Source organism: Lyngbya sp. CCAP 1446/10 (genome assembly GCF_026130175.1).
Classification (GTDB): Bacteria; Cyanobacteriota; Cyanobacteriia; order Cyanobacteriales; family Microcoleaceae; genus Microcoleus.
The window spans coordinates 1-20,393 of record NZ_JAIGNI010000084.1 but is presented as its reverse complement, the minus strand read 5'-3'; the positions used below and the strand labels follow the sequence as shown (position 1 = coordinate 20,393).

The window sequence follows — 20,393 nt, the reverse complement described above, 5'->3', positions numbered from 1 at the left end:
TAATGTTTCGTTGTGAATGTTGTGGGCATGAATTACACGCTGATTTGGTGGGAAGCAGAAATATTGCAATGAGAACGTTGCTCGTCCGGCAAGACTGGACGAGTACGGGGAGCTTGTCAGTATCCCCTGATGTGTCGCGCAATGAAACCAAAGCTGATATCCTGCAAAGGTTTTCAGGATTGCGGTGGAGCGTAGACACAAGCCCTCATCATATCGGTACTCCGATTGATGATGGGTAATTGACAGATAATTAACACTGATAGTTAGTGCCCCACAGATTACAGCAGGCAAACTTTTTCTAGCGGACAATGACGGTAGATAGGTTTCTAAGCAAGGAGGATTTTATGCGTGCAGTGCTGATGGCTGGGGGGTCGGGAACTAGGCTCAGACCCCTGACGTGCGATTTGCCCAAACCGATGGTGCCGATTCTGAATCGCCCGATCGCAGAACACATTATCAATTTGCTAAAAAGGCATAAGATTACGGAAATTATTGCGACGCTGCATTACCTTCCTGATGTCATGCGCGAATATTTTACTGATGGGGCAGAGTTTGGCGTTCAAATGACTTACGCTGTGGAGGAAGACCAACCGCTGGGTACGGCTGGTTGTGTCAAAAATATTGCGGAATTGCTCGATCGAACTTTTTTAGTCATCAGCGGCGACAGCATCACAGACTTCGACTTGACAGAAGCGATCGAATTTCACCGTCGCAAGCAATCCAAAGCCACGTTAATTTTAACTCGCGTTCCCAACCCGATGGAATTCGGGGTGGTGATTACCGAGGAAAATTACCGCATCAGCCGCTTTCTGGAAAAGCCCTCTAGCAGCGAAATTTTCTCCGATACCGTCAATACGGGTATCTACATTTTAGAACCGGAAGTCTTGGACTACCTGCCGGTCAATCAAGAGTGCGACTTCTCGAAAGACTTGTTTCCCCTGTTGCTGGAAAAAAACGAGCCGATGTACGGTTACATCGCCGAGGGTTACTGGTGCGATGTCGGACAGCTTGATATTTACCGGGAAGCTCAGTATGATGCACTGCACGGAAAGGTTAAACTGGATTTGACCTACTATAATCAAGTTCGATCGGGACTTTGGATAGGTCAGAATACTTTTATTGACGATAGCGCGATCGTCGAAGTACCGACGATGATCGGCAGCAATTGCCGGATTGGAGCCAGAGTTAAAATTGACGCGGGTTCAGTAATCGGAGATAACGTGACAGTCGGGGCTGATGCTAACCTCAAACGTCCCATTGTCTGGAACGGAGCAATTATCGGCGAAGATGCTCACATCAGGGCCTGCGTGATTTGCCGGAGCACCCGCGTAGACAGGCGCGCTCACATCCTCGAAGGTGCTGTTGTCGGTTCGATGTCGATCGTGGGAGAAGAAGCGCAAGTCGGCCCTTCCGTGCGTATCTGGCCGAGCAAAAACATTGAATCCGGCGCTCTGTTAAATCAAAATTTAATTTGGGGAGAACAAGCTAAGCGTAATTTATTCGGTCAGCGTGGCGTTGAAGGACTGGCAAATGTCGATATTACCCCGGAATTTGCAGTAAAATTGGGCGCAGCTTATGGATCGACTTTGAAATCTGGGACTTCGGTATCGGTTTCTCGCGATCAGCGGAGCATTTCGCGGATGGTTTCGAGGTCTTTGATTGCGGGTTTGATGTCGGTGGGAATTAATGTGGTGAATTTGGAATCGACGGCTATTCCGATCGCACGCACGGTTTCGTCTACGATCTCAATTGCTGGTGGTATTCACGTTCGGATTTCGCCCGATCGCTCCGACTACATTTTAATTGAATTCTTCGATACCAAAGGCATCAATATTACTAAAGGTGCTGAGAAAAAAATTGAGGGGGCTTATTTTAAGGAAGATTTGCGGCGAGCTCTAATTCCCGAAATTGGAGAAATGTCGTACTTTAACCAAGCTCTCGACATTTACAACCGGATGTTTGAGCGGCAGATGAATGTTGATGCAATACGCTACAGCAATTCTAAGGTGGTAATCGATTACGTTTACGCAGTTTCTGGGGCAATTCTGCCGCAAGTGCTTGCCAAGTTCGGCTGCGATGCGGTGGTGCTCAATGCCAGTCTCAAGCAGACTTCTCTGAGCAACGGAGAACGGGAATATTTGCTCGATCAACTCGGCCGAGTTGTGAAAGCACTCAGCGCTAATTTTGGAGTGCAGGTGTCGGCGAACGGCGAACAGCTCATTTTGGTAGATGAGTCGGGAATCGCGATTCGTGGGGAAATGCTGACGGCGCTGATGGTAAATTTGATGCTGACTTCTCATCCCAAAGGTACAGTAGTAGTGCCGGTGAATGCGTCTTCTGCGGTGGAGGCGATCGCCCGCCGCTATCAAAGCAAGGTAATCCGCACTAAGGCAAACCCAACTGCTTTGATGGAAGCCGCTCACGCAAACCCCAATGTGGTTTTGGGCGGTAGCGGCAATATGGGTTTTATTTTCCCGCAGTTGCATCCGGGCTTTGACGGAATGTTCTGCATTGCTAAAGTGATAGAAATGATGACGATTCAGGAGCGATCGCTCGGACAAATTAAGGCTGAACTTCCCCGCGTCACCCACCGCAGTTACAGTGTCCGCTGTCCTTGGACGGTCAAGGGTTCGCTGATGCGGCATTTGGTAGAAAGTCATTCGCCCGATCGTTTAGAATTAATAGATGGAGTGAAGATTTTTAACTACAGCGATGACAATTGGGTATTAGTTTTGCCCGATGCTAGCGAACCGACCGTTCATATCTTCGCCAACAGCGAGGATCGAGATTGGGTATCGGAAACTTTGAAGGAGTACCGCGCCCTGGTTCACGATTTTGTCATCCAAGCCGAGGCGGCGGTTCGTCAAGATAAATTTGGTAACGCTAATGGGTAATTGGTAATTGGGAATCGGTAATCGGTAATTGGTAATTGGTAATTGGTAATTGGGTAATCGGTGACAACTAACAGCGAATAAGTAGTTGTGCATAATTAATTACACACTCATCTCGCCTGAAAGCCTTGTCAGCGTCAAGAGTCTTTATGTAATTATTTTTGTCTGGTTACTTAGTAGAGAAAAATCAACAATCCTGCACTCCCAATGACCAATAACTAATGACCAATGACCAATGACCAATAACTAATGACCAATGACCAATGACCAATAACTAATGACCAATGACCAATGACCAATGACCAATTACGCACAGAAAAAAGATGAATAGCTGCATTTTAATGGCGGAAATAATTCAACAGCCGCAACTCCGTTATACTCCCGATAATCAACTTCAAATCGCTGAGATGTTGGTGCAGTTTCCAGGCCCAAAACCTGAAGATCCGCCGGAACATTTAAAGGTGATAGGATGGGGCAATTTAGCTCAAGAAATTCACGATAAATATCACGAGGGCGATCGCGTGATTATTGAGGGGCGGCTGAGTATGAATACGATCGACAGAGATGGTATCAAAGAAAAGCGCGCTGAACTCACAGCCCAAAGGATTTACAGTGTTGGCGCAGATGCGATGAGCGCTGCACCAGCAGCTAGAACCGCCCCCGAACCGGCTCAAATTCGCGACAGCGCGCCCGCTAATGTGCCGAGCAATGTGGTTCCCATGAGTTCGCGAGGCCGCGGTTCTAACGGCGCTCCAGCCCCTGCTAACCGCCCATCTAGTTCTGATTGGAACTCGCATCAGTCTTCAAATTCTGAGTCCGATCGCCATTCGAGTTCGCCTAACGAGCCGGAAAATCCCGATTACGATCCGATTCCGTTTTAAAAAGTAGAGTGCGTCACTTTACGTGCGATCGCCAAACTTTGCCGTTCGATCGAAAGTGACCAAAGCACAGGGGATTTAAGCCCCCACCTTTAGGTGGATTGTTTTTAGGCTGGGGCTTAAATCCCCAGCCTAAAAACTTCGCTGTCAACTGTCAACTGTCAACTGTTAAGCACCTTAATTTAAGGGCGATCGCACTTCAGGAAAAAAAGGGCGATCCTCTTCGATGGCTGCGCTAACGAATTTGGCTGAACTCCGAGCTAAATTGCAAATTTTACAGCTCGATCGTCACAATTTTTTTCTTGCTTTTTTCGTCGCGCAGCACGACTGTATTGTAGGGTGATGTATCCGTCCCCAGCGGAATTGGCAGCTTAAAGCTGCCGCTCTTATGCTTAAGTTCGCCTAAATCAAGGCTTTTCGTTATATTGCCATCTGTTGCCAGATAAGCGGTAAGTTCGCCTTTATAATCTTCAATCAAAAAGTCTCTGAAGAAAACGACTTCCCCACGCTCGGCATCGATAGCAAGGATGACCGTACCGCTAAACGTTGCGCCTTTTTGTTCTTCATCAACCGTCGCCATTTTAATTTCCGAGGGGTCTTGACCGGACATATCTGCCATAAATTTTTTCTCCTGAGCGGAGCGCAATAATTAATAAGAATGCTACCAGACGCTAGGGGCGATCGCAAAACTCTTAGGACGTATTTTTGCATCGGTATTGCTTCTCTCTAAGGTTAGATAAGCCCGCGATCGCGAATTATACCACCAATTATGTCAATTCTTGAGTCAGTAAGTACAGACGGTTAAAATGATCTCTATAATACCCCCAAGTCTCGCAAACACCGCCGCGTTAATTCGATTCGATATTTAGCATCCTTAATCTGGAGTTTTTCAGTGATTGGGTGGAGAATTAAGCCTGATGTTTTTGATAATTTAAGGGCGATCGCACTTTGCTCAATAAAGGGCGATCGCCCTGAAAAATTATTATTTCCATTAACGGGTTAAAATCCGCATTACTTCGCCTGCGATCGGGGACTGTAAAGGCGGACTCCATTCCCCAATTTCTGCAAAACCTACTAAAACGTGCAGCAGGCTGATGATGCTTTCTACTGCTTTGGGAATCCCGCAAATCAACAATCGGATCGGTTGCTTTCCGATGGGTGCGTCGGGAATTTCTTCGCGCAGGAGTTCGGGAACTGATGCAAGGCTGTGATATCAGGAGTTTTAACTACACAATAGTCGGATAGCGATCGGCTGTGATCGTTAGTAGTAAGGTTGACAGCGACGCACCCTACACATTCGATCGCACAATTTCCACTGCAAAAACGCGAGCAAATTCAGCGAGTAGGATCGATCGCACAGTTTTGACCTCAATTCCCGGTATAAATTGCTCCAAACTGCCAACCGGTCGATCGGGAATCCCGCAAGGTACAATTTGCCCAAAACCTGCGAGATCCGGGCAAACATTTAAAGCAAAACCGTGCATCGTAATCCAGCGGCTGACTTTAATCCCGATCGCCCCCACCTTAGTGCCATCCACCCAAACCCCAGTCATACCCGGAACCCGCGAACCCTTCAGCCCGCAAACTTCCAACACCCCCAGCAGCACTTCCTCCAACTGGCGCAAATACCAGTGCAAATCCTGCTGGTGACGGCGCAAATTTAAAATCGGATAGCCCACCAACTGGCCCGGACAATGGTAAGTCACCTCACCGCCCCGCTCAACTCGGTGCAATTCTGGCTGAGTTTCGCTGTCAAATTTCAGAAATTCCAACTTTGATCCCAGCCCCAAAGTGTAAACCGGCGGATGTTCCAGCAAAATCAGCACATCAGGCAAATCAGGATTTTCCCGACGCTCTTGCACCAATTTTTGCTGGATTTCCCAAGCTTGGGAGTAAGGCACTTGTCCCCAATCGAAGAGCAAGCAGGGTTGTGCATTTAGGTTTTGAGGGATAATAGGGGAAAGCATGAAAAAAATCAATAGTGTTTTTACGGAATATTGGTGCAGTTTAAATCAAGAATTGTCAACATATAAAAAAGATTTGAAAGAAAAGTGTTTTGTTGAATACATAATGCTATTGTATAAACTATACCCAAGTTACAGAAGGGAGGGAGCTCTATGAAGCTTGTTATCCAGGGTAAAAATATAGAAATCACCGATGCGATTCGCGAGTACGTCAACGAAAAGATTGAAAAGGCGGTTAGCCATTTTCAAACTTTGACTACTGAAGTGGACATTCATCTATCGGTGGCTCGTAACCCCAGGATCAATCCTAAGCAGACTGCTGAGGTGACAATTTATGCTAACGGTAGCGTGATTCGGGCTGAAGAAAGCACGGAAAGCCTTTATGCCAGCATAGATTTGGTTGCCGACAAGATAGCTCGTCAACTGCGGAAATTTAAGGAAAAACGCCACGACAACAAAATCCAGAATAGTCCCAAAACAATTGCGGTAGTTGATGAACATCCTGTAGCAGCGGATTTGATTGGCGATCGAACTCCCGAACTTCCTGCCGAGGTAGTGCGGACTAAGTATTTTGCCATGCCTCCAATGACTGTGCAAGAAGCTTTGGAACAATTGCAGATTATCGATCACGATTTCTATATGTTCCGCAATGCGGAAACTGACGAAATTAACGTGCTCTACGAACGCAAGACTCACGGTGGCTATGGAGTTATCCAACCGCGCAACGGCAACGGTAATAGCAAAAGTAGCAAAACTGCCGAAAGCGCAGCACATTAGAAATCTAGTGTTGGGAAAAGCTAGATAATTGCTAAGAAAAAGAGAGGACTAAATTCCTCTCTTTTTCTTAGTCCCTCTCTGCTGAGACTTCGTTTGTGTAGACGCGGTTTCAACCGCCGAGCGATCTAAAAACTCTTTCTCTGTGTTCTCTGCGCTCTCTGCGGTTAAATCATTCCGATCCAATCATAAACGATATGACTCTTTAAACATCAAAAAACTAATCTAACCTTTAATACTTTCCAAAGTCTTCAGCGCTTCCGAAACGTGAGCCTTAAAATCCAACATCGAGTCAAAAATATGCTTGACAACACCTTGTTTGTCAATCACATAGGTCACTCTACCGGGCATAATCCACATTGTAGCGGGAACCCCGTACAACTGCCTAACTTTATTGCCCGTATCGCTCAACAAAGTAAAAGGTAACTGATATTTTGATGCAAATTTCTCGTGGGATTGTTGCGAATCGTCGCTAATTCCGATCACTTCCGCACCAGCGTCTTTGAAAACTTCATAACTATCTCGAAAAGCGCAAGCTTCCGCCGTGCATCCGGGTGTATCGTCTTTCGGGTAAAAGTAGACGATGACATTTTTTTGACCTCGAAAGTCCTTGAGGCTAACTGATGCGCCAGTTTGCGACGTTAAGGTAAAATCCGGTGCCGTATCTCCTACTTTGACTGCCATATTTGTTTAACCCTGTTTGCTGGAAATTTTCATTTTTGTTATTGTACAATTTTTTATGGAAAACCGGGCGGTTTCAACCGCCGTCTTGCTTCGACAAAATCAAGTTGAGCACGTTCAATTCATTGGAACTCAAAAGGTACTTATCCGTAAACATCTTTTCCCGACTTTGCTCTAAACTGTAGCTTCTGAACACGATAAACGGGAATTCGTGGTACTTATGCCCGATCGGCATTACACTATCTATCGGGTAGGTCGATCGCACATAAGCCGACAAAATATCCCGAAACCTCCTGTCTTCCGGTTCCTCCAGCTTCGTCTGTGCAAAATACTCCTGCATCTCCTCGCCGCTGACAAAAGCAAACAAAGGTATAGCATAATAGCGATCGAACTGCTGACTCTGCTGCTGGAAATACTGAGTTTTCTCGATTTCGCCGTTGAGAATGTGCAAAAGCTCGATCGCGCCACCCCGAATAGCCGATTTTACATTCTCAGGAGAGGATTTACTATTTGCGATCGTCTCCATTTTTTTCAGCAACTGATTCTCCAAACATTTCTTAATTTCCCCATTCAGCCGCATCTGATAGTTTTCCTTCAAACTTTTATCAGCCAAAGGAACTAATAACAAACTCCCCAAAACATGACCTACCTCTAGCTGATCGTAACCAAGCAAACCATCAAGAGGATTGCACATCTGCAAAAACTTTCGATTAAAATTATCCCGCATTTCCAAGTAAGAATTGCCCTTTCCACCAGACTCCTCAGAATTTGGCAAAACAAACTCCCCGCGACTCAAAAGCTGCTCCAATCCCTCATAAACATCCTTAAAATACACATTTTGGGGACGACTGCGATGTTCGCTTTTCAACGCTTTAATCAAACTCGCTATTTTGCTGCTAAAAGTATCGCCCACCGCAGAAATCGACTTCCCGCCAATCGGAATCATCAAAAACCTTTCCCTACCCAAATATCCATATCCCACAATCCGCGTCATCACCGCAGTCTTCAGAATTAGCAGCAAATTCAACAAACTCAACTTGCTTTCCTGTAGCGAAAGTTCCGCATCATCAGCATAATAAACCGCCGTATCCGACAAGTAAAAAACCAACTCCTTAGCTTCACCATCCAGCGTATTACCATCATCATCTTCCCCGCGCCCCCGATAAATAACTTGAATCACCTCCATCAGATTTTTCTCAATCTGAAAGCGGGGAATATCTACTAAAATATGCTTAGTTTTCGGGAAAGACAAGCCGCGACTTCCCGATGCAGTCATGAAGATTACTTTAGCTGTATTTTTGCACTTTTGTATTTGCTCTTTTTCCTCTTCCGAAATATTCGCGTGGACTTCCAGATAATCGAGAAACGGCTCGAATCTTTCGCGACTCGATCGAATTCTCACAATTAATTCAGTCAATCTTCGCTTATCCTGAATGTAGACGATAATTTGTTCCACACCAGGGATTGCTAACCGCTGATTGATATCTTCAATTATTTGAGACTGTACCCTTTTTACTAAATCATAATTTAGTTTTAAGGAAATATCTTCAGTAAATTTGACAGATTCTACAAACACTTTGTAAGTTATATCTAAACTACTAGCAGGATAGGAATTTGTATTGATAACTTTGGCAGCTAACCGTTTGAATTCAAAAGGAGTCACCTGTAATGGCGGGATTTCCTCAGATTTTTTGGGCAGCTTTTTGAAATAAATTTTATCCGGTTCCGGCGAGGTATCATTTAGGTGTTGTTTAATCACATCCGGGTCAACAATCGAAGCATCGGCTACAATAATTTTAGTATTAAAACCATGTTTTGAGTTGTGCAACTCATATTTTTTAACCAGCTTATCAATTCCATGCAGAAACTCAACGCCGCTGTCGTCTCCCGTGATTTCATCAATCATAATGAAAATGTGTTTTATGCGGCTGGACATTTCCTGCATTTTATCGGGTATGACATTTTTTACCTGCTTATTGTAAGCATCTTGAAAGATTTTTTCTAAATGCTGGAGGGTATTTTTTCCATATTCTGTCACCTTCAAAGACTGAATAGAAACTGTAGCCACGATATTGTTCGATGTTTTACGATTGATCAGCGAATATATTCCCTCACAAATGCTATTTAGCACTCCATTTGTTTTGCCACTCGTAGGTTTAATTACCGTTTCTCCCTTCCTTTCAAGTTGGGGTTTGTGATATTCTTTTCGCTGTACTTCTGCGCTGTCGTTGATGAAGTGGACAGTTTTTTGTTGGAAATTTTCGTGATAATTATTTGCTGCGTAGTTGACGGCACATTGTCCAGAATTGCTTTTGATAATATCCGAGTTTGTGTTAATGCAAAATAATTTATTGTGGCATAACAAACCAGTCTTTTGATCTCGGAATTTCTCGATAATATCTAAGTTTACTTGCTTGCGGGGACTGACATAAAAAAACAAGAATCCGTCGTCAATATGTGCTTTGAGGAAATTTGCGATCGCAGTTGTTTTCCCAATTCCCGGATTCCCTGTCAAAAATAGGTAAGTTTCCTCAGATTCCAGTGCTTTGAAAATTAACTGAGCGTGAGCATTTCTCAGGTGTAATCCGCGATCGATTTGCAAATCATCGGCCAATTGATCTGATATAATATCAATGGAATTGACAAAGTTATCCACCCGCTCTGTATTACACACAGGTGTAGAAGTTTTGCCAATCGTCAATAAATCGTTGACAAACTTTTTGCCATTCTGAAAACTGCGAGCGGCGTTGAGTTGGGTTGCATCTAAAACTTCACCGCGAGCATCGTTAATCTCTTTACCTTTGGATTCCTGCTGGTAGATTTTGGCACAATTCGCCAATATCTCAATTTTATCATTGCGGAGGGAAATTGCGTTAATTGTGCGATCGCTATAACCGACAACATTCAACAAAACCTCAGCATCATCAGGAATCATCTTAGTTGCTTGCAAAAAACCGTAGAAGCTGTGAGCGTAGCTACCAGCCTGAATCAACTTAGCGCTTTCCTTATCCTTATACTTGAAAGCCGTAAAATAGCGGTTTAAACCCTCCGAAAAATTAACACCTAAAGTGCTCGTATCGATTCGCAGATTAGAAAAAACACTTTTCGATCGCAAATAGCTAATTTCTCTGAGCAAAGATTTTCGCATCACCTCTATTTCGTTGATATTATCGACTTTTTCCGAAGTCAACGGGGGAGTAAACACAGACAAATCAACGCACAGAATCCTCAAATCCTGACCCTTCTGTAACAGAATCAGAGTATCAGCTTGCAAAAATTCGCCTTTTTTCTTATAGCGGCGGATGTAGGAGTTAATCTCATCGTCTGATAAATTTGGTTTCGTAATTTTAAACTGAGATAATACCTCTTTAAACGCTACTTTTTCATCCTTGTTATAGGTTCTGATACTGTTAGCATCACTAAAACTGCACTGACAGTACAAAATTTTCGACAGCTTTAAATTCCAGCCAGTCGATTTGAGGTACTCCCGGAAGAAATTCAACCCACCCAGAAAGCCTTTTTGAACAAAAAATAGGCTCCATTTTTCAACAATTTTAGCATCCAAACTACCAAGCAAATTAGCTTCCCTAGTTATTTCCGCCGTCATCTTTGGTAAACTGAGCTTATGCAAATCTAGGCGGTAAGAATCGCCGAAATTGTGAGCTATATTTTCCCGCTGAATGTATGCCAAAATCCCGATATTGAAGCCAACCTCAAACAGCCGTCCAAAATCTTCACCAATCATGATTGTGTACCTCAGTCACTAACATTCAATACTTCTCTTACCTTATTCAAAAATGCCAGAGAATTAAATTCTGCCCTACCGTCAGCATGACTAAAGATAGACAAAGCACCAACCGATTTATCGCCAATAATCCGCTCGTAGGGGTCAAGTTTTAAACTAATATTGCGACTAGCTTCATACCGATAAAAGTGGAATATTGTTAGATAGTGTAGCAAAGTATTTTTGATTGGAGTATCATAAATTAAACCTTCACGAATATCTTGATCGTCCAGAATACCTTGATAGATATTTAACAGAGTGGAGTAGGAAATCACACCGTTATAAAAATTTTTCTGTCCTGACTGCTTGACTTTAATTCCGTTAAACAAGTTAAAAAACATCACAGCTTGCTGACTGGTATCTGCAAACAAGCTTTCAAGCTCCATTGCATCCTGAATGTAAAAAGATTTTACCTTATCGCCTAGGAAACTGCGGACATAGTATTTATCAAAAAACATCGGATAAATCTTGATATCTCGGCGTTCTCCTTTCAAAGTTCGGAGTAGTTTTTTCGACATAAAAGACAATTCCTCATCTTCCTCTGTCTTGGTAATATGCAGTCTACTCATGTAAGGTGCTTGGGAAATATAGGCGAAATTCCGATAGCCTTGCTGATAAAGCTGACTCATCACATCTTCAAGGATTAACGGCTCAGAATAAAGACGGCTGACACTGTAATTTTCAGAAAGTGTTTTCAGCATTTCAACTTGAATTGTGCTGTCGTCTATACGATTGATTCCAACAACTTCTCCAATTAAGCTGGCTTGTCTTTGGAAGCGATTTTGATTGCTTTTTTTCGCATCACTATCTCGACTGGAAACAACAATAATTGCTAACTTGTCCAACTCAGGAGCTAGCTGTACATTGCTAAATTTAAATTGTTTCGGCAGAATTGAATACATCGAACTCAAACCGTTACGAATTGTGTAACCTTTGGGTTCTTTTTTAATGCGAAATCCCTGAGAAGTTGAGTGTTGTTTTTCACTCAAAATATGAGACAAGGTTTTGGAAAGATTAGCCATAAACTTTTCTGAGGGCGAAGGGTTTTTTTCGTCGCCTTCATGGAGTCTCACCATCGGAATAAACAAGTTGTTCGCAGCATTTTCTAGCAATATCTTCAAACAGATATAAGACAGCAGCAGCATGGTAAACTTATACACAAAAGTCGGCGCTGGCTGCAAACCTTTATCACCGCTGTCTAGTCGTTTATCGTCATAGGGAAACACAACTAATTTTGTCTGAAAATGCTTCTCGTATATGGCTCTAGAGCGATCGGCTTTAGGTGCAGAAAGTACAGGCAAAATATCAACGCCTTTAATATTGTATTCCATGCTAAAATTTTGCCGTTCATCAGTAGGAAAATAGCGGACATCTTCTATGATGATATTGACTGGTAGCTGACAAATAGATCTTTCATCGACACTAGAATCTTTGACGGTAATATAATGGAGCGTTTGCTTGTAATTTCGATCCATTATCTCATTGAAAAATTTATTAGGAGTAGCCAAAATATTTTCAATGTCCTCTACCAAGCCCATTTTGAGGTTTACGTGTCGCGTTTCTGTGCGGGTTGGCAAAATTGTCTGTCGCTCAAGAAAGCCTTTCAGCATTCTTTTCAGATGCGTAATTTTGTGTTTAACATTTACTTCTTTAAATCTCGTCAGAAAATTTCGGAAAAGTCTTTTTTTTATTTCGTCATTGTCACGACTTAATACATCTTTGATTAGTTTTTCAAAACTAGGAATAGGATTAAAATCAAGTTCTAATTCAGGGTTGTAATTTTCCCTCCCTGGGGTGTGGGGAGATGCAAATGCAAAGTGATACAATAATACTATTTTTAACACTTTGCGTACAAATATTTCGGGATTAGAATACTCCTCAAATTCTGCTTTGTGTTCTTCACTATCTGGATTGAGCAGATTTAGATAATATTCAAATACTTCTTTTCCACCGCGCGCTTGAACGGGATTATCAAATTTAATTTTGAGTCCAGATACAAACTTACGTTCGTTACGAGAATTGTCCGTACTTTCTCCCAAATAACCTTCTACAATGGGAATAATGGGCAGTGAATTTAGGACTTCCGCTCTGGCAAATATTTCTCTGTAATTAACTCTAATTCCAGCATAATTGACCTCATACTCGCCATCAGATTTATTTGGATCGTTGATGTAAGCTTCTATCAATCTGAGCCGACGAATCAAGTCTTCTAAATAGATGATTCCTACCACATCTGTATTGTTGCTAGCGCGAATGTGTTCTAGAAGATAATCTAAATAAATAATCTGAGCTTCTTTCTGAATTTTTCCCAGAGTTTCTTTGTCTACAAGTTTGATTAATTTGTGAAAATCAGAATCGGGATTTTTAACCATCTCATCAAGACGATGATTTAGCTCTTGTATGTCGCTGCTATTCTCGGCATTTTCATTGATATAATTTTGTAAACCCTGCTTTAGTTCTTGTTCAAAAATATCAGTGTTTCGGACAGCAATCGTTAATTTGTGCAGTTTTAAAGTCGCATGGCTACCAGAACCAACGCTCTGCAAAGTTAGCTTTTCTTTTTCTAAAGGGTGGCGGGTGCCAAAATCGTATTTGAAGCCTAACTCTTGGCCACTTCCCCGAAAAGAGGGTGAATCTAAAGGACTAATCAAGTTAGCGACAAAGCTTTCTATCGAGCTATTTTGGGGCAGTTTCAATTCTAATTGTTGCCGCAAATACTCTCTAATCTGCCTGACTTGAGTGCCAAAATGCTCCTCAATTTCCGCTGGAAAATTAACAGTTGCACAATCTGCTTCGCGTTCAAAAGAACCCAAGGGTTTTCGCACTTCCTTTTGGGCAACATCCGCAGCAATCGTGTCAATATCAATTAACAAGCGACGGCGGTCTTCTGATACGCTAAACGGGTTCTTTCCCTGCAAAACTTCTAAAATCTTGTCCAGCAAGTCGCCATAGTCTACTGGAACTAAATCATCGTCACCTAGTCTTAAGATGTTCACCCTGCTAACTCCTTTAAAACGCTTGAATCCACTCTTTAATGTCGTATTCTGTCCAAACCTGATTTACCCAATAAGGATCGGTTTCAACTAATTCTCGCACTTGGGCTTCGTCTGCGGCTTCGTAAATCGCGAAAACTTTAGTTAAGTCTTTGGTGGGGCCGATCGCACTTAATACACCCGATTCCTTCTGCTTAGCCAATCCAGCCAAATGAGCGTCTCGAAATGGTGCGCGTTTTTCGAGAACGTCTGGGCAGTAACTTCCCCACATCACATATTTAGTCATATCTGTCAACCTCTCAAAAAATCTAAATTTCAGGTTGTTTATCTAAAATCAACCCGATCGCCATTTTCATAATATCATCTCGGTTCACCATCTTGGCAATTTCTTCGACATCATAAATTCCTTCAAAAGCCTCTAAAGCCGCCAACTTCAACCCAGATTCATAGGCATCCTCCAAAGTCTCGACTAATTCCTCTTCCGTGAGATAAGTGCCTTTCGCTTTATGTCGCTTGTTAGTGCGTTGAATTTGCTTAACCGCATTAAAAATCGAAGTTTCCCAAGACTTAGTAGTACGGTTTTCAGCAACTTTTTTAATCAGATGCAGTAGCAGAATAATCCCATAACTAAAAATTTTATTAAGTTTATCGGACTTACTCATTTCTTCCAATTCTTCCACCAACACTAGAGCCTCTGCAACCTTACCTCGGTGTAGCAACTCCTTCAACTCCATTAATTCTTCCATAAGTTTGACATTATCGCTATTTAAATTATTAGTCCCACGGGGCCCAGAAACCGGGTTTTTTACCAAAAGACCTTGTTATAACCCGCGATTCGACTAAAAACCCGGTTTCTTCAGTCGGAGTACGGGACTGATTATAACTTATACTATAATATTACTAAATTCATAGAGGAGCAAGCTATGACTTTATTAGACATTCGGCTGTTGACGGTTCAAGAATATGACCTGATGACGGAAATTGGTATTCTTGATGAAGATGAACGGGTAGAATTACTGGCAGGACAGATAGTAAAGATGGCAGCAAAAGGAACAGCCCACGGTGCGGCGATTGCACGCACGAAAATATTACTGGATAACCGTTTAGGACAGCAGGTTTTTGTGCGACTGCAAGATCCGGTTCGGATGAATAATTACTCTGAACCTGAACCGGATATTTCTGTAGTTATACCAGATCCACTTTACTATGAAGACCACCATCCAACTCCTTCAGAAATTTATCTGATTATTGAAGTTGCTGATACTACTCCGAAAACAGATTGTGGCATAAAAGCGAAAATTTATGCTGAGTCTGGGATTGCTGATTATTGGGTTTTGGATGTGAATAATCGGCAACTTCATGTTTTTCGAGAACCGAGTCAGGATGGTTATCAAAGTCGGGTGATTCTGGGGGATGATGCGAGTATTTCTCCTTTACAATTTCCTGATTGTTCTTTTTTTGTATCGGAGATGTTGCGTCCACTAAGTTATTAATGTTATGTCTGAATTTTGAGGACTGAAGTCCTTACTACCAACCTGGGATTTAGGTTCGTAGTGAGGACTTTAGTCCTTCTTGAATGCGGACTTCAGTCCGCACTACGAACAGTTAGCTTCTTAAACTAACGCCGAATTTTTCGACTAGGATGTCGCGGACTTTTTGTTGGGCTGGTTCGACATCGGTTTCGCTTAGTGTTCGATCGCCCGATCGATAAATCAACCGAAATGCTAAACTACGTTGTCCCGCCGGTACATTGTCGCCGCGATACTCATCGAACAATTCCACCGAAGAAAGCAAACTACCAGCCGCCTTCTTCATCGCACTTTGCATCTCCACAACCGGAACCTCCATCGGTGCAAAAAATGCAATATCCCTGTCGGAAGCGGGGAAACTCGAATAACCCGCGAATTTGCGAGTCGAGTTCTGCGATCGCCCTAACTCATCCAACAACACCGCTAAATCTAATTGAAACACATAAACCTGCTCAGGCAAACCCTTTTCCTGCTGCAATTGCGGGTGTAACTGTCCGAAAACTCCCAACGGTTTCCCGTTTAACGATAGCGCGGCTGTGCGCCCCGGATGCAAGCGCGGATTAGACGAATCCCCCGCATATTCCACCGCCAAACCCAAGCCCTGAAACACACTTTCTAAGACACCTTTCGCTTCAAACCAAGTCAAAGGTCGATCGCGCCCACCTTGCTGCCATTTCCACACAGTCGGATCGCCGCCAATAATCCCCGCTACGGCATCTGCTTCTTTCTTTACATCCCCTTCTTTCCAAAAAATGCGTCCGACCTCAAAACCGTTAAGCGCGCCGTTTCCTTGCTCCAAATTGTACCCGAAAGCATCAATCAAACCCGACAGCATTTCCGTCCGTAAAGCCGAATACTCGACAAACAGCGGATTAGCCAGCACAACCTGATTGTCTCCCTCAGTTTTCACCAAAGAATAGTGCATCAACTCGGTCAAACCGGCAGCCCGAAAAGCCGATCGCACATTCCGTATTTGCGCGTATTCTGGTGATAGATAACCCGGTTCTGTTTCGCTGGGTAAAGTATCGCAGAAATTGTCATAACCGTGAAGTCTGGCGACTTCTTCAATTAAATCGATTTCTCTTTCTAAATCGCGGTAGCGGTAAGCAGGAACAGTTATCGCAAAAACTCGTGCTTTTTCTGTAGCAACAACTTCGCATCCCAAGGCTGTGAGGATATTTTTCACTTCCTCCGGTTCCAGATATGCAGAACCACCCGTTTCTCCTCTTTTCAATTGTCCTAAGATTGAGTTTACGCGATCCAGACGCAATTCAATCGTCCGCGAAAAACTCAAATCTTCCCCCGAACTCGCCGTTTTCTGCACCGTCGCAGCACCGCCAGCCAAATGCAAAATTAGGGCAATAGCGCGATCGCACGCCGTCGTCAAAGCCGCCTGATTCACCCCCCGTTCGTAGCGGATCGATGCCTCGCTGCGGAGGCCTTGAGCGCGGGCAGAACGCCTAATCGTTGCTTGGTCAAAAATCGCTGCTTCCAAGACCAAATTTTGAGTTCCTTCGTGAACTTCCGTATCTTCCCCGCCCATTACACCAGCTAAGGCTACGGGTTTGTCGCTAGCAGTAATTAACAAATTTTGCGGTTGCAAATTGCGGTTTTGTCCGTCCAATGTTTTGAAGGATTCCCCTGTTTTGGCAAAGCGCACGCCGATGCTGACATCGGAATTACCTGTGAAAGATTGTAGCCGATCGCGATCGAAAGCGTGCAGCGGTTGTCCCCATTCCAATAAAATGTAATTAGTTACATCAACTACATTATTAATCGGCCGCACTCCCGCCGCCTGTAACCGCTGCTGCAACCAAGCTGGAGACGGTGCAATTTTCACACCTGCAATTTCCGTACCGATGTAAATCGGGCAGGCTTGCGGTTCCGATATTTCTACTGCTAAACCTGCGCTTTCTTTACCCTCAATTGCAACACCACCGGCGGCGGGAATTCTCAAACTCGCCCCAGTCAGCGCCGCCACTTCCCGCGCCACGCCAACCATACTCAAAGCATCTGCACGGTTTGCAGTTGCTGTCAAGTCTAAAATCACATCATCCAAACCTAAAAGCGGGCGAATATCGCTACCTAATTCGGGATTTTCTAGCTCGAAAATGTGAATTCCGGCAGATTCTTTCGACAAGCCTAATTCAGCTAGGGAACAAATCATGCCTTCGGAAGGAACGCCGCGCAATTTAGCAGGTTTAATTTTTAAATCAATTGTTGACAAAAAAGTGCCGACAACGGCGACGGGCACGTAAATGTCCGCCCTGGCGTTTGGTGCGCCGCAAACAATATTCAAGGCTTCTGGTTTGCCGACATCGACTTGACAAACTCTCAATTTGTCGGCGTTGGGATGCTGTTCGCAGGCGACTATTTTGCCCAATACTACGCCGTCGGCCCACTGGCGGCGGTCTTCGATTTCTTCGACTTCAAACCCTGCCATTGTCAGGGTTTCGGCTAATTCTTCTGGGGATATTGTCACATCGACCAATTCCCGCAGCCAGTTTAGAGAAATACGCATATTTTTGTCAGTAGTTAGTTGTCAGTGCTCGGTAGCTATTCGTCATTAGCCTGCGCCGTCGGGCTTCGACTGTTGAGTCCCAGAATTTATTACGGAAAGCTTTTAATACCACATTAGTTAAATTTTGTCAAGACGATTGTGATACATATAAGCAAAAACGAGCGATCGCCCTTTCGGTCGATGGCTGCTGAGGCATGAGTAACATTCTCATTGAGAGAATGAGGTATGCTAGAGACATCTAACAGCGCAAAAAGCACCTAAGTTTAGAAAGACTTTACACAAAAAAGGGCAACTTTAGCAAGTCTTTAAACTATTTTCAAGGATAATCTACCGCAAAAACTCACAGCAGAGACATAATCAAAATAGGGAAAAGATATCGGCATAAAAGACTTAGGTGCAATTCCAATTCGCACGCCGCAGCACGGCCCGCCAGCAACTGATAGATAAGTATTTCTAGCAGAAGCGGTTTCAGGGAATTTGTGCAGTGGAGCGACGCTGGCCAAATCAGAAAAATATAGGCAAACTCAATCAACATGAGCTACTGCGTAAATCCGGGCTGTCCACATCCTCAAAACCCTCCTGACTCTATTCTCCAGTGTCAGACTTGCGGTGCGCGGTTATTGCTGCGCGCTCGCTACCGAGTCATTGAACCGTTAGGACAAGGAGGTTTTGGAGCTACATTTCTGGCAAAAGACATCTCTTTGCCCGGTCAACCGAGTTGCGTGGTCAAGCAACTGCGACCCAGTAGTTCGTCGCCACGAGTTTTAGAAATGGCGCGGGAATTATTCAAGCGAGAGGCGAAAACCCTCGGCCAACTGGGCGACCACCCGCAAGTACCGAGGCTGTTAGATTATTTTGAAACCGAACAGCAATTTTACTTAGTTCAAGAGTATGTTAAAGGCTCGACCTTGAAACAAGAAGTCAAACAATCAGGGCGTTTCAACGAATCAGATGTTAAAAATTTTCTATTAGAAATTTTGTCAGTGGTGCAATATATCCACAGTCAAGGAGTAATTCACAGAGACATTAAACCCGCAAACATTATTCGCCGTAGTCAAGACAATCACTTAGTTCTGATTGATTTCGGAGCGGTGAAAGACCAAGTTAGCCAAACAATATTATTAGACCCCGCCGACCAAGGCGCTAACACGAAATTTTCAGTCGGCACGTTTAGTTTTGCTCCCCCGGAACAAATGGCGCTGCGGCCGATATTTGCCAGCGACATCTATGCCTTGGGCATGACTTGCTTGTATTTGCTGACAGCAAAGTCGCCCAAGGATTTAGATTTTGATTCCGTAACTGGCGAAATTGTTTGGCAGCCCCACGTTCAGGTGAGCCCAAATTTTGCGCGGATTCTTGAGAAAATGCTCAAGCCGATGGTAGGCCACCGCTTTCAATCGGCCTCAGATGTCGTCAAAGCTCTGAACGGTCAATTTGAAGACGCAGACCTTTGCGACGGCTTGGCAACTCAATTTAACGGCTCTAGTCGCACAATTGAAGAAGCGACGATATTTAACGGTGAGGCTACTTCGTGGTCGTCGTCGAAAAGCAAAATTAATCAAGATTTGCGATCGAACCAAAGCATCCGTGCTAGAAGTTCATTAACCCAATCGGGAAATACGGGAATGCAGCCGAGAGTTTCTCGGACTCTGGCAGAGTCCGGCAGAACTTTCGGAACTGCGGCATTTTCCAACGGCAATTCAGCACCGCCAAAGGTAACGAAAGCTGTTGTGAAGTGGGAAAGCAACAGCTTGCGAGCGGCATATTTTAAAGGTAAACGCGATTTTGCTGACTGCGAATTGTCGGGTTTGCAATTGCCAAAAGCGCAGTTGGCGGGGGGGAATTTTTATCAGGCTAGGTTGGTGAAGGCAAATTTGCAAGCAGCGGATTTGTCGGGGGCGAATTTGGGCCACGCGAGGTTAATTAAGGCGAATTTGCGATCGGCAAATTTGACTGAAGCTTATTGCAGCACTGCTAATTTTGAAGGCGCGGATTTTCGAGGTGCTGATTTGACTGGCGCTTATTTGAGCAAGGCGAATTTGCGGGGCGCGAATTTGTGCGGCGCGAATCTGACTGACGCTACAGTTAGCGATGAACAACTGGCAATGGCAAAGACTAATTGGCTGACTACTAAGCCCGATGGTAAGCGGGGTTTTGGATTTTAATTGAAGGAAGAAGGAAGAAGGAAGAAGGAAGAAGGAAGAAGGAAGAAGGAAGAAGGAAGAAGGAAGAAGGAAGAAGGAAGAAGGAAGATTTTCCCAATCTCCCCCTCTCCCAATCTCCCCCTCTTCCAATCTCCCAATCTCCCCCTCTCCCAATCTCCCCCTCTTCCAATCTCCCAATCTCCCCCTCTCCCCCCTCTTCCGACCCTCCCACTC

At 44.1% G+C, this 20,393-nt stretch carries 14 protein-coding genes and 2 pseudogenes; 7 read left to right on the top strand and 9 right to left on the bottom strand.

The annotated features are described in order from the left end of the window. The 3 genes and pseudogenes from K4039_RS24620 to K4039_RS24610 form a co-directional block, all read left to right on the top strand. Positions 1-239 (top strand): annotated as a pseudogene (locus K4039_RS24620) (RNA-guided endonuclease TnpB family protein); the annotation flags it as partial. Positions 240-344: 105 nt separating this feature from the next. Then, positions 345-2,894, top strand: coding sequence for a mannose-1-phosphate guanyltransferase (locus K4039_RS24615; protein WP_265239143.1), 2,550 nt, complete (start codon positions 345-347; stop codon positions 2,892-2,894). A gap of 320 nt (positions 2,895-3,214) precedes the next feature. Next, the gene (locus tag K4039_RS24610; protein WP_265239142.1) at positions 3,215-3,772 is read left to right on the top strand and encodes a single-stranded DNA-binding protein; all 558 of its coding nucleotides are present in this window, start codon (positions 3,215-3,217) and stop codon (positions 3,770-3,772) included. A 271-nt stretch (positions 3,773-4,043) separates the two neighbouring features. Here the strand turns inward: K4039_RS24610 and K4039_RS24605 are convergent, their stop codons facing one another. The 3 genes from K4039_RS24605 to lipB form a co-directional block, all read right to left on the bottom strand. After that, entirely contained in the window at positions 4,044-4,388 is a 345-nt protein-coding gene (locus K4039_RS24605) for a hypothetical protein (RefSeq protein WP_265239141.1), read from the bottom strand. A gap of 289 nt (positions 4,389-4,677) precedes the next feature. Further along, a complete protein-coding gene (locus tag K4039_RS24600) occupies positions 4,678-4,821 on the bottom strand; it encodes a hypothetical protein (RefSeq protein WP_265239140.1) in 144 nt (47 codons plus the stop codon). A 237-nt stretch (positions 4,822-5,058) separates the two neighbouring features. Next, the gene (gene lipB / locus K4039_RS24595) at positions 5,059-5,736 is read right to left on the bottom strand and encodes a lipoyl(octanoyl) transferase LipB (RefSeq protein WP_265239139.1); all 678 of its coding nucleotides are present in this window, start codon (positions 5,734-5,736) and stop codon (positions 5,059-5,061) included. A gap of 150 nt (positions 5,737-5,886) precedes the next feature. On the opposite strand from lipB, the gene hpf reads away from it, so the two are divergent. After that, positions 5,887-6,510 carry a ribosome hibernation-promoting factor, HPF/YfiA family gene (hpf, locus tag K4039_RS24590; RefSeq protein ID WP_265239138.1) on the top strand — a complete coding sequence of 208 codons (624 nt, stop codon included), beginning with the start codon at positions 5,887-5,889 and terminating at the stop codon, positions 6,508-6,510. A gap of 222 nt (positions 6,511-6,732) precedes the next feature. On the opposite strand, the gene K4039_RS24585 is transcribed toward hpf, so the two are convergent. From K4039_RS24585 to K4039_RS24565, 5 genes are all read right to left on the bottom strand, one after another. Next, the gene (locus tag K4039_RS24585) at positions 6,733-7,191 is read right to left on the bottom strand and encodes a peroxiredoxin (protein ID WP_265239137.1); all 459 of its coding nucleotides are present in this window, start codon (positions 7,189-7,191) and stop codon (positions 6,733-6,735) included. Positions 7,192-7,264: 73 nt separating this feature from the next. Further along, positions 7,265-10,933 carry an ATP-binding protein gene (locus K4039_RS24580; protein WP_265239136.1) on the bottom strand — a complete coding sequence of 1,223 codons (3,669 nt, stop codon included), beginning with the start codon at positions 10,931-10,933 and terminating at the stop codon, positions 7,265-7,267. 11 nt (positions 10,934-10,944) lie between these two features. Further along, positions 10,945-13,968, bottom strand: coding sequence for a hypothetical protein (locus K4039_RS24575; protein ID WP_265239135.1), 3,024 nt, complete (start codon positions 13,966-13,968; stop codon positions 10,945-10,947). Between the two features lie 13 nt (positions 13,969-13,981). Beyond that, positions 13,982-14,251 carry a YciI family protein gene (locus K4039_RS24570; RefSeq protein ID WP_265239134.1) on the bottom strand — a complete coding sequence of 90 codons (270 nt, stop codon included), beginning with the start codon at positions 14,249-14,251 and terminating at the stop codon, positions 13,982-13,984. Between the two features lie 22 nt (positions 14,252-14,273). After that, the gene (locus K4039_RS24565; RefSeq protein WP_265239133.1) at positions 14,274-14,711 is read right to left on the bottom strand and encodes a DUF29 domain-containing protein; all 438 of its coding nucleotides are present in this window, start codon (positions 14,709-14,711) and stop codon (positions 14,274-14,276) included. Positions 14,712-14,888: 177 nt separating this feature from the next. Here K4039_RS24565 and K4039_RS24560 point away from each other — a divergent pair, with 177 nt between their 5' ends. After that, on the top strand, positions 14,889-15,458 hold the full coding sequence (locus tag K4039_RS24560; protein ID WP_265239132.1) for a Uma2 family endonuclease: 570 nt from the start codon (positions 14,889-14,891) through the stop codon (positions 15,456-15,458). A 112-nt stretch (positions 15,459-15,570) separates the two neighbouring features. On the opposite strand, the gene pheT is transcribed toward K4039_RS24560, so the two are convergent. Then, positions 15,571-18,015, bottom strand: coding sequence for a phenylalanine--tRNA ligase subunit beta (pheT, locus tag K4039_RS24555; RefSeq protein WP_265239131.1), 2,445 nt, complete (start codon positions 18,013-18,015; stop codon positions 15,571-15,573). Between the two features lie 533 nt (positions 18,016-18,548). On the opposite strand from pheT, the gene K4039_RS24550 reads away from it, so the two are divergent. Both K4039_RS24550 and K4039_RS24545 read left to right on the top strand, forming a co-directional pair. Then, on the top strand, positions 18,549-20,180 hold the full coding sequence (locus K4039_RS24550) for a serine/threonine-protein kinase (RefSeq protein ID WP_265239130.1): 1,632 nt from the start codon (positions 18,549-18,551) through the stop codon (positions 20,178-20,180). After that, positions 20,181-20,393, top strand: a pseudogene (locus tag K4039_RS24545) (hypothetical protein); the annotation flags it as partial. It lies immediately after the preceding gene.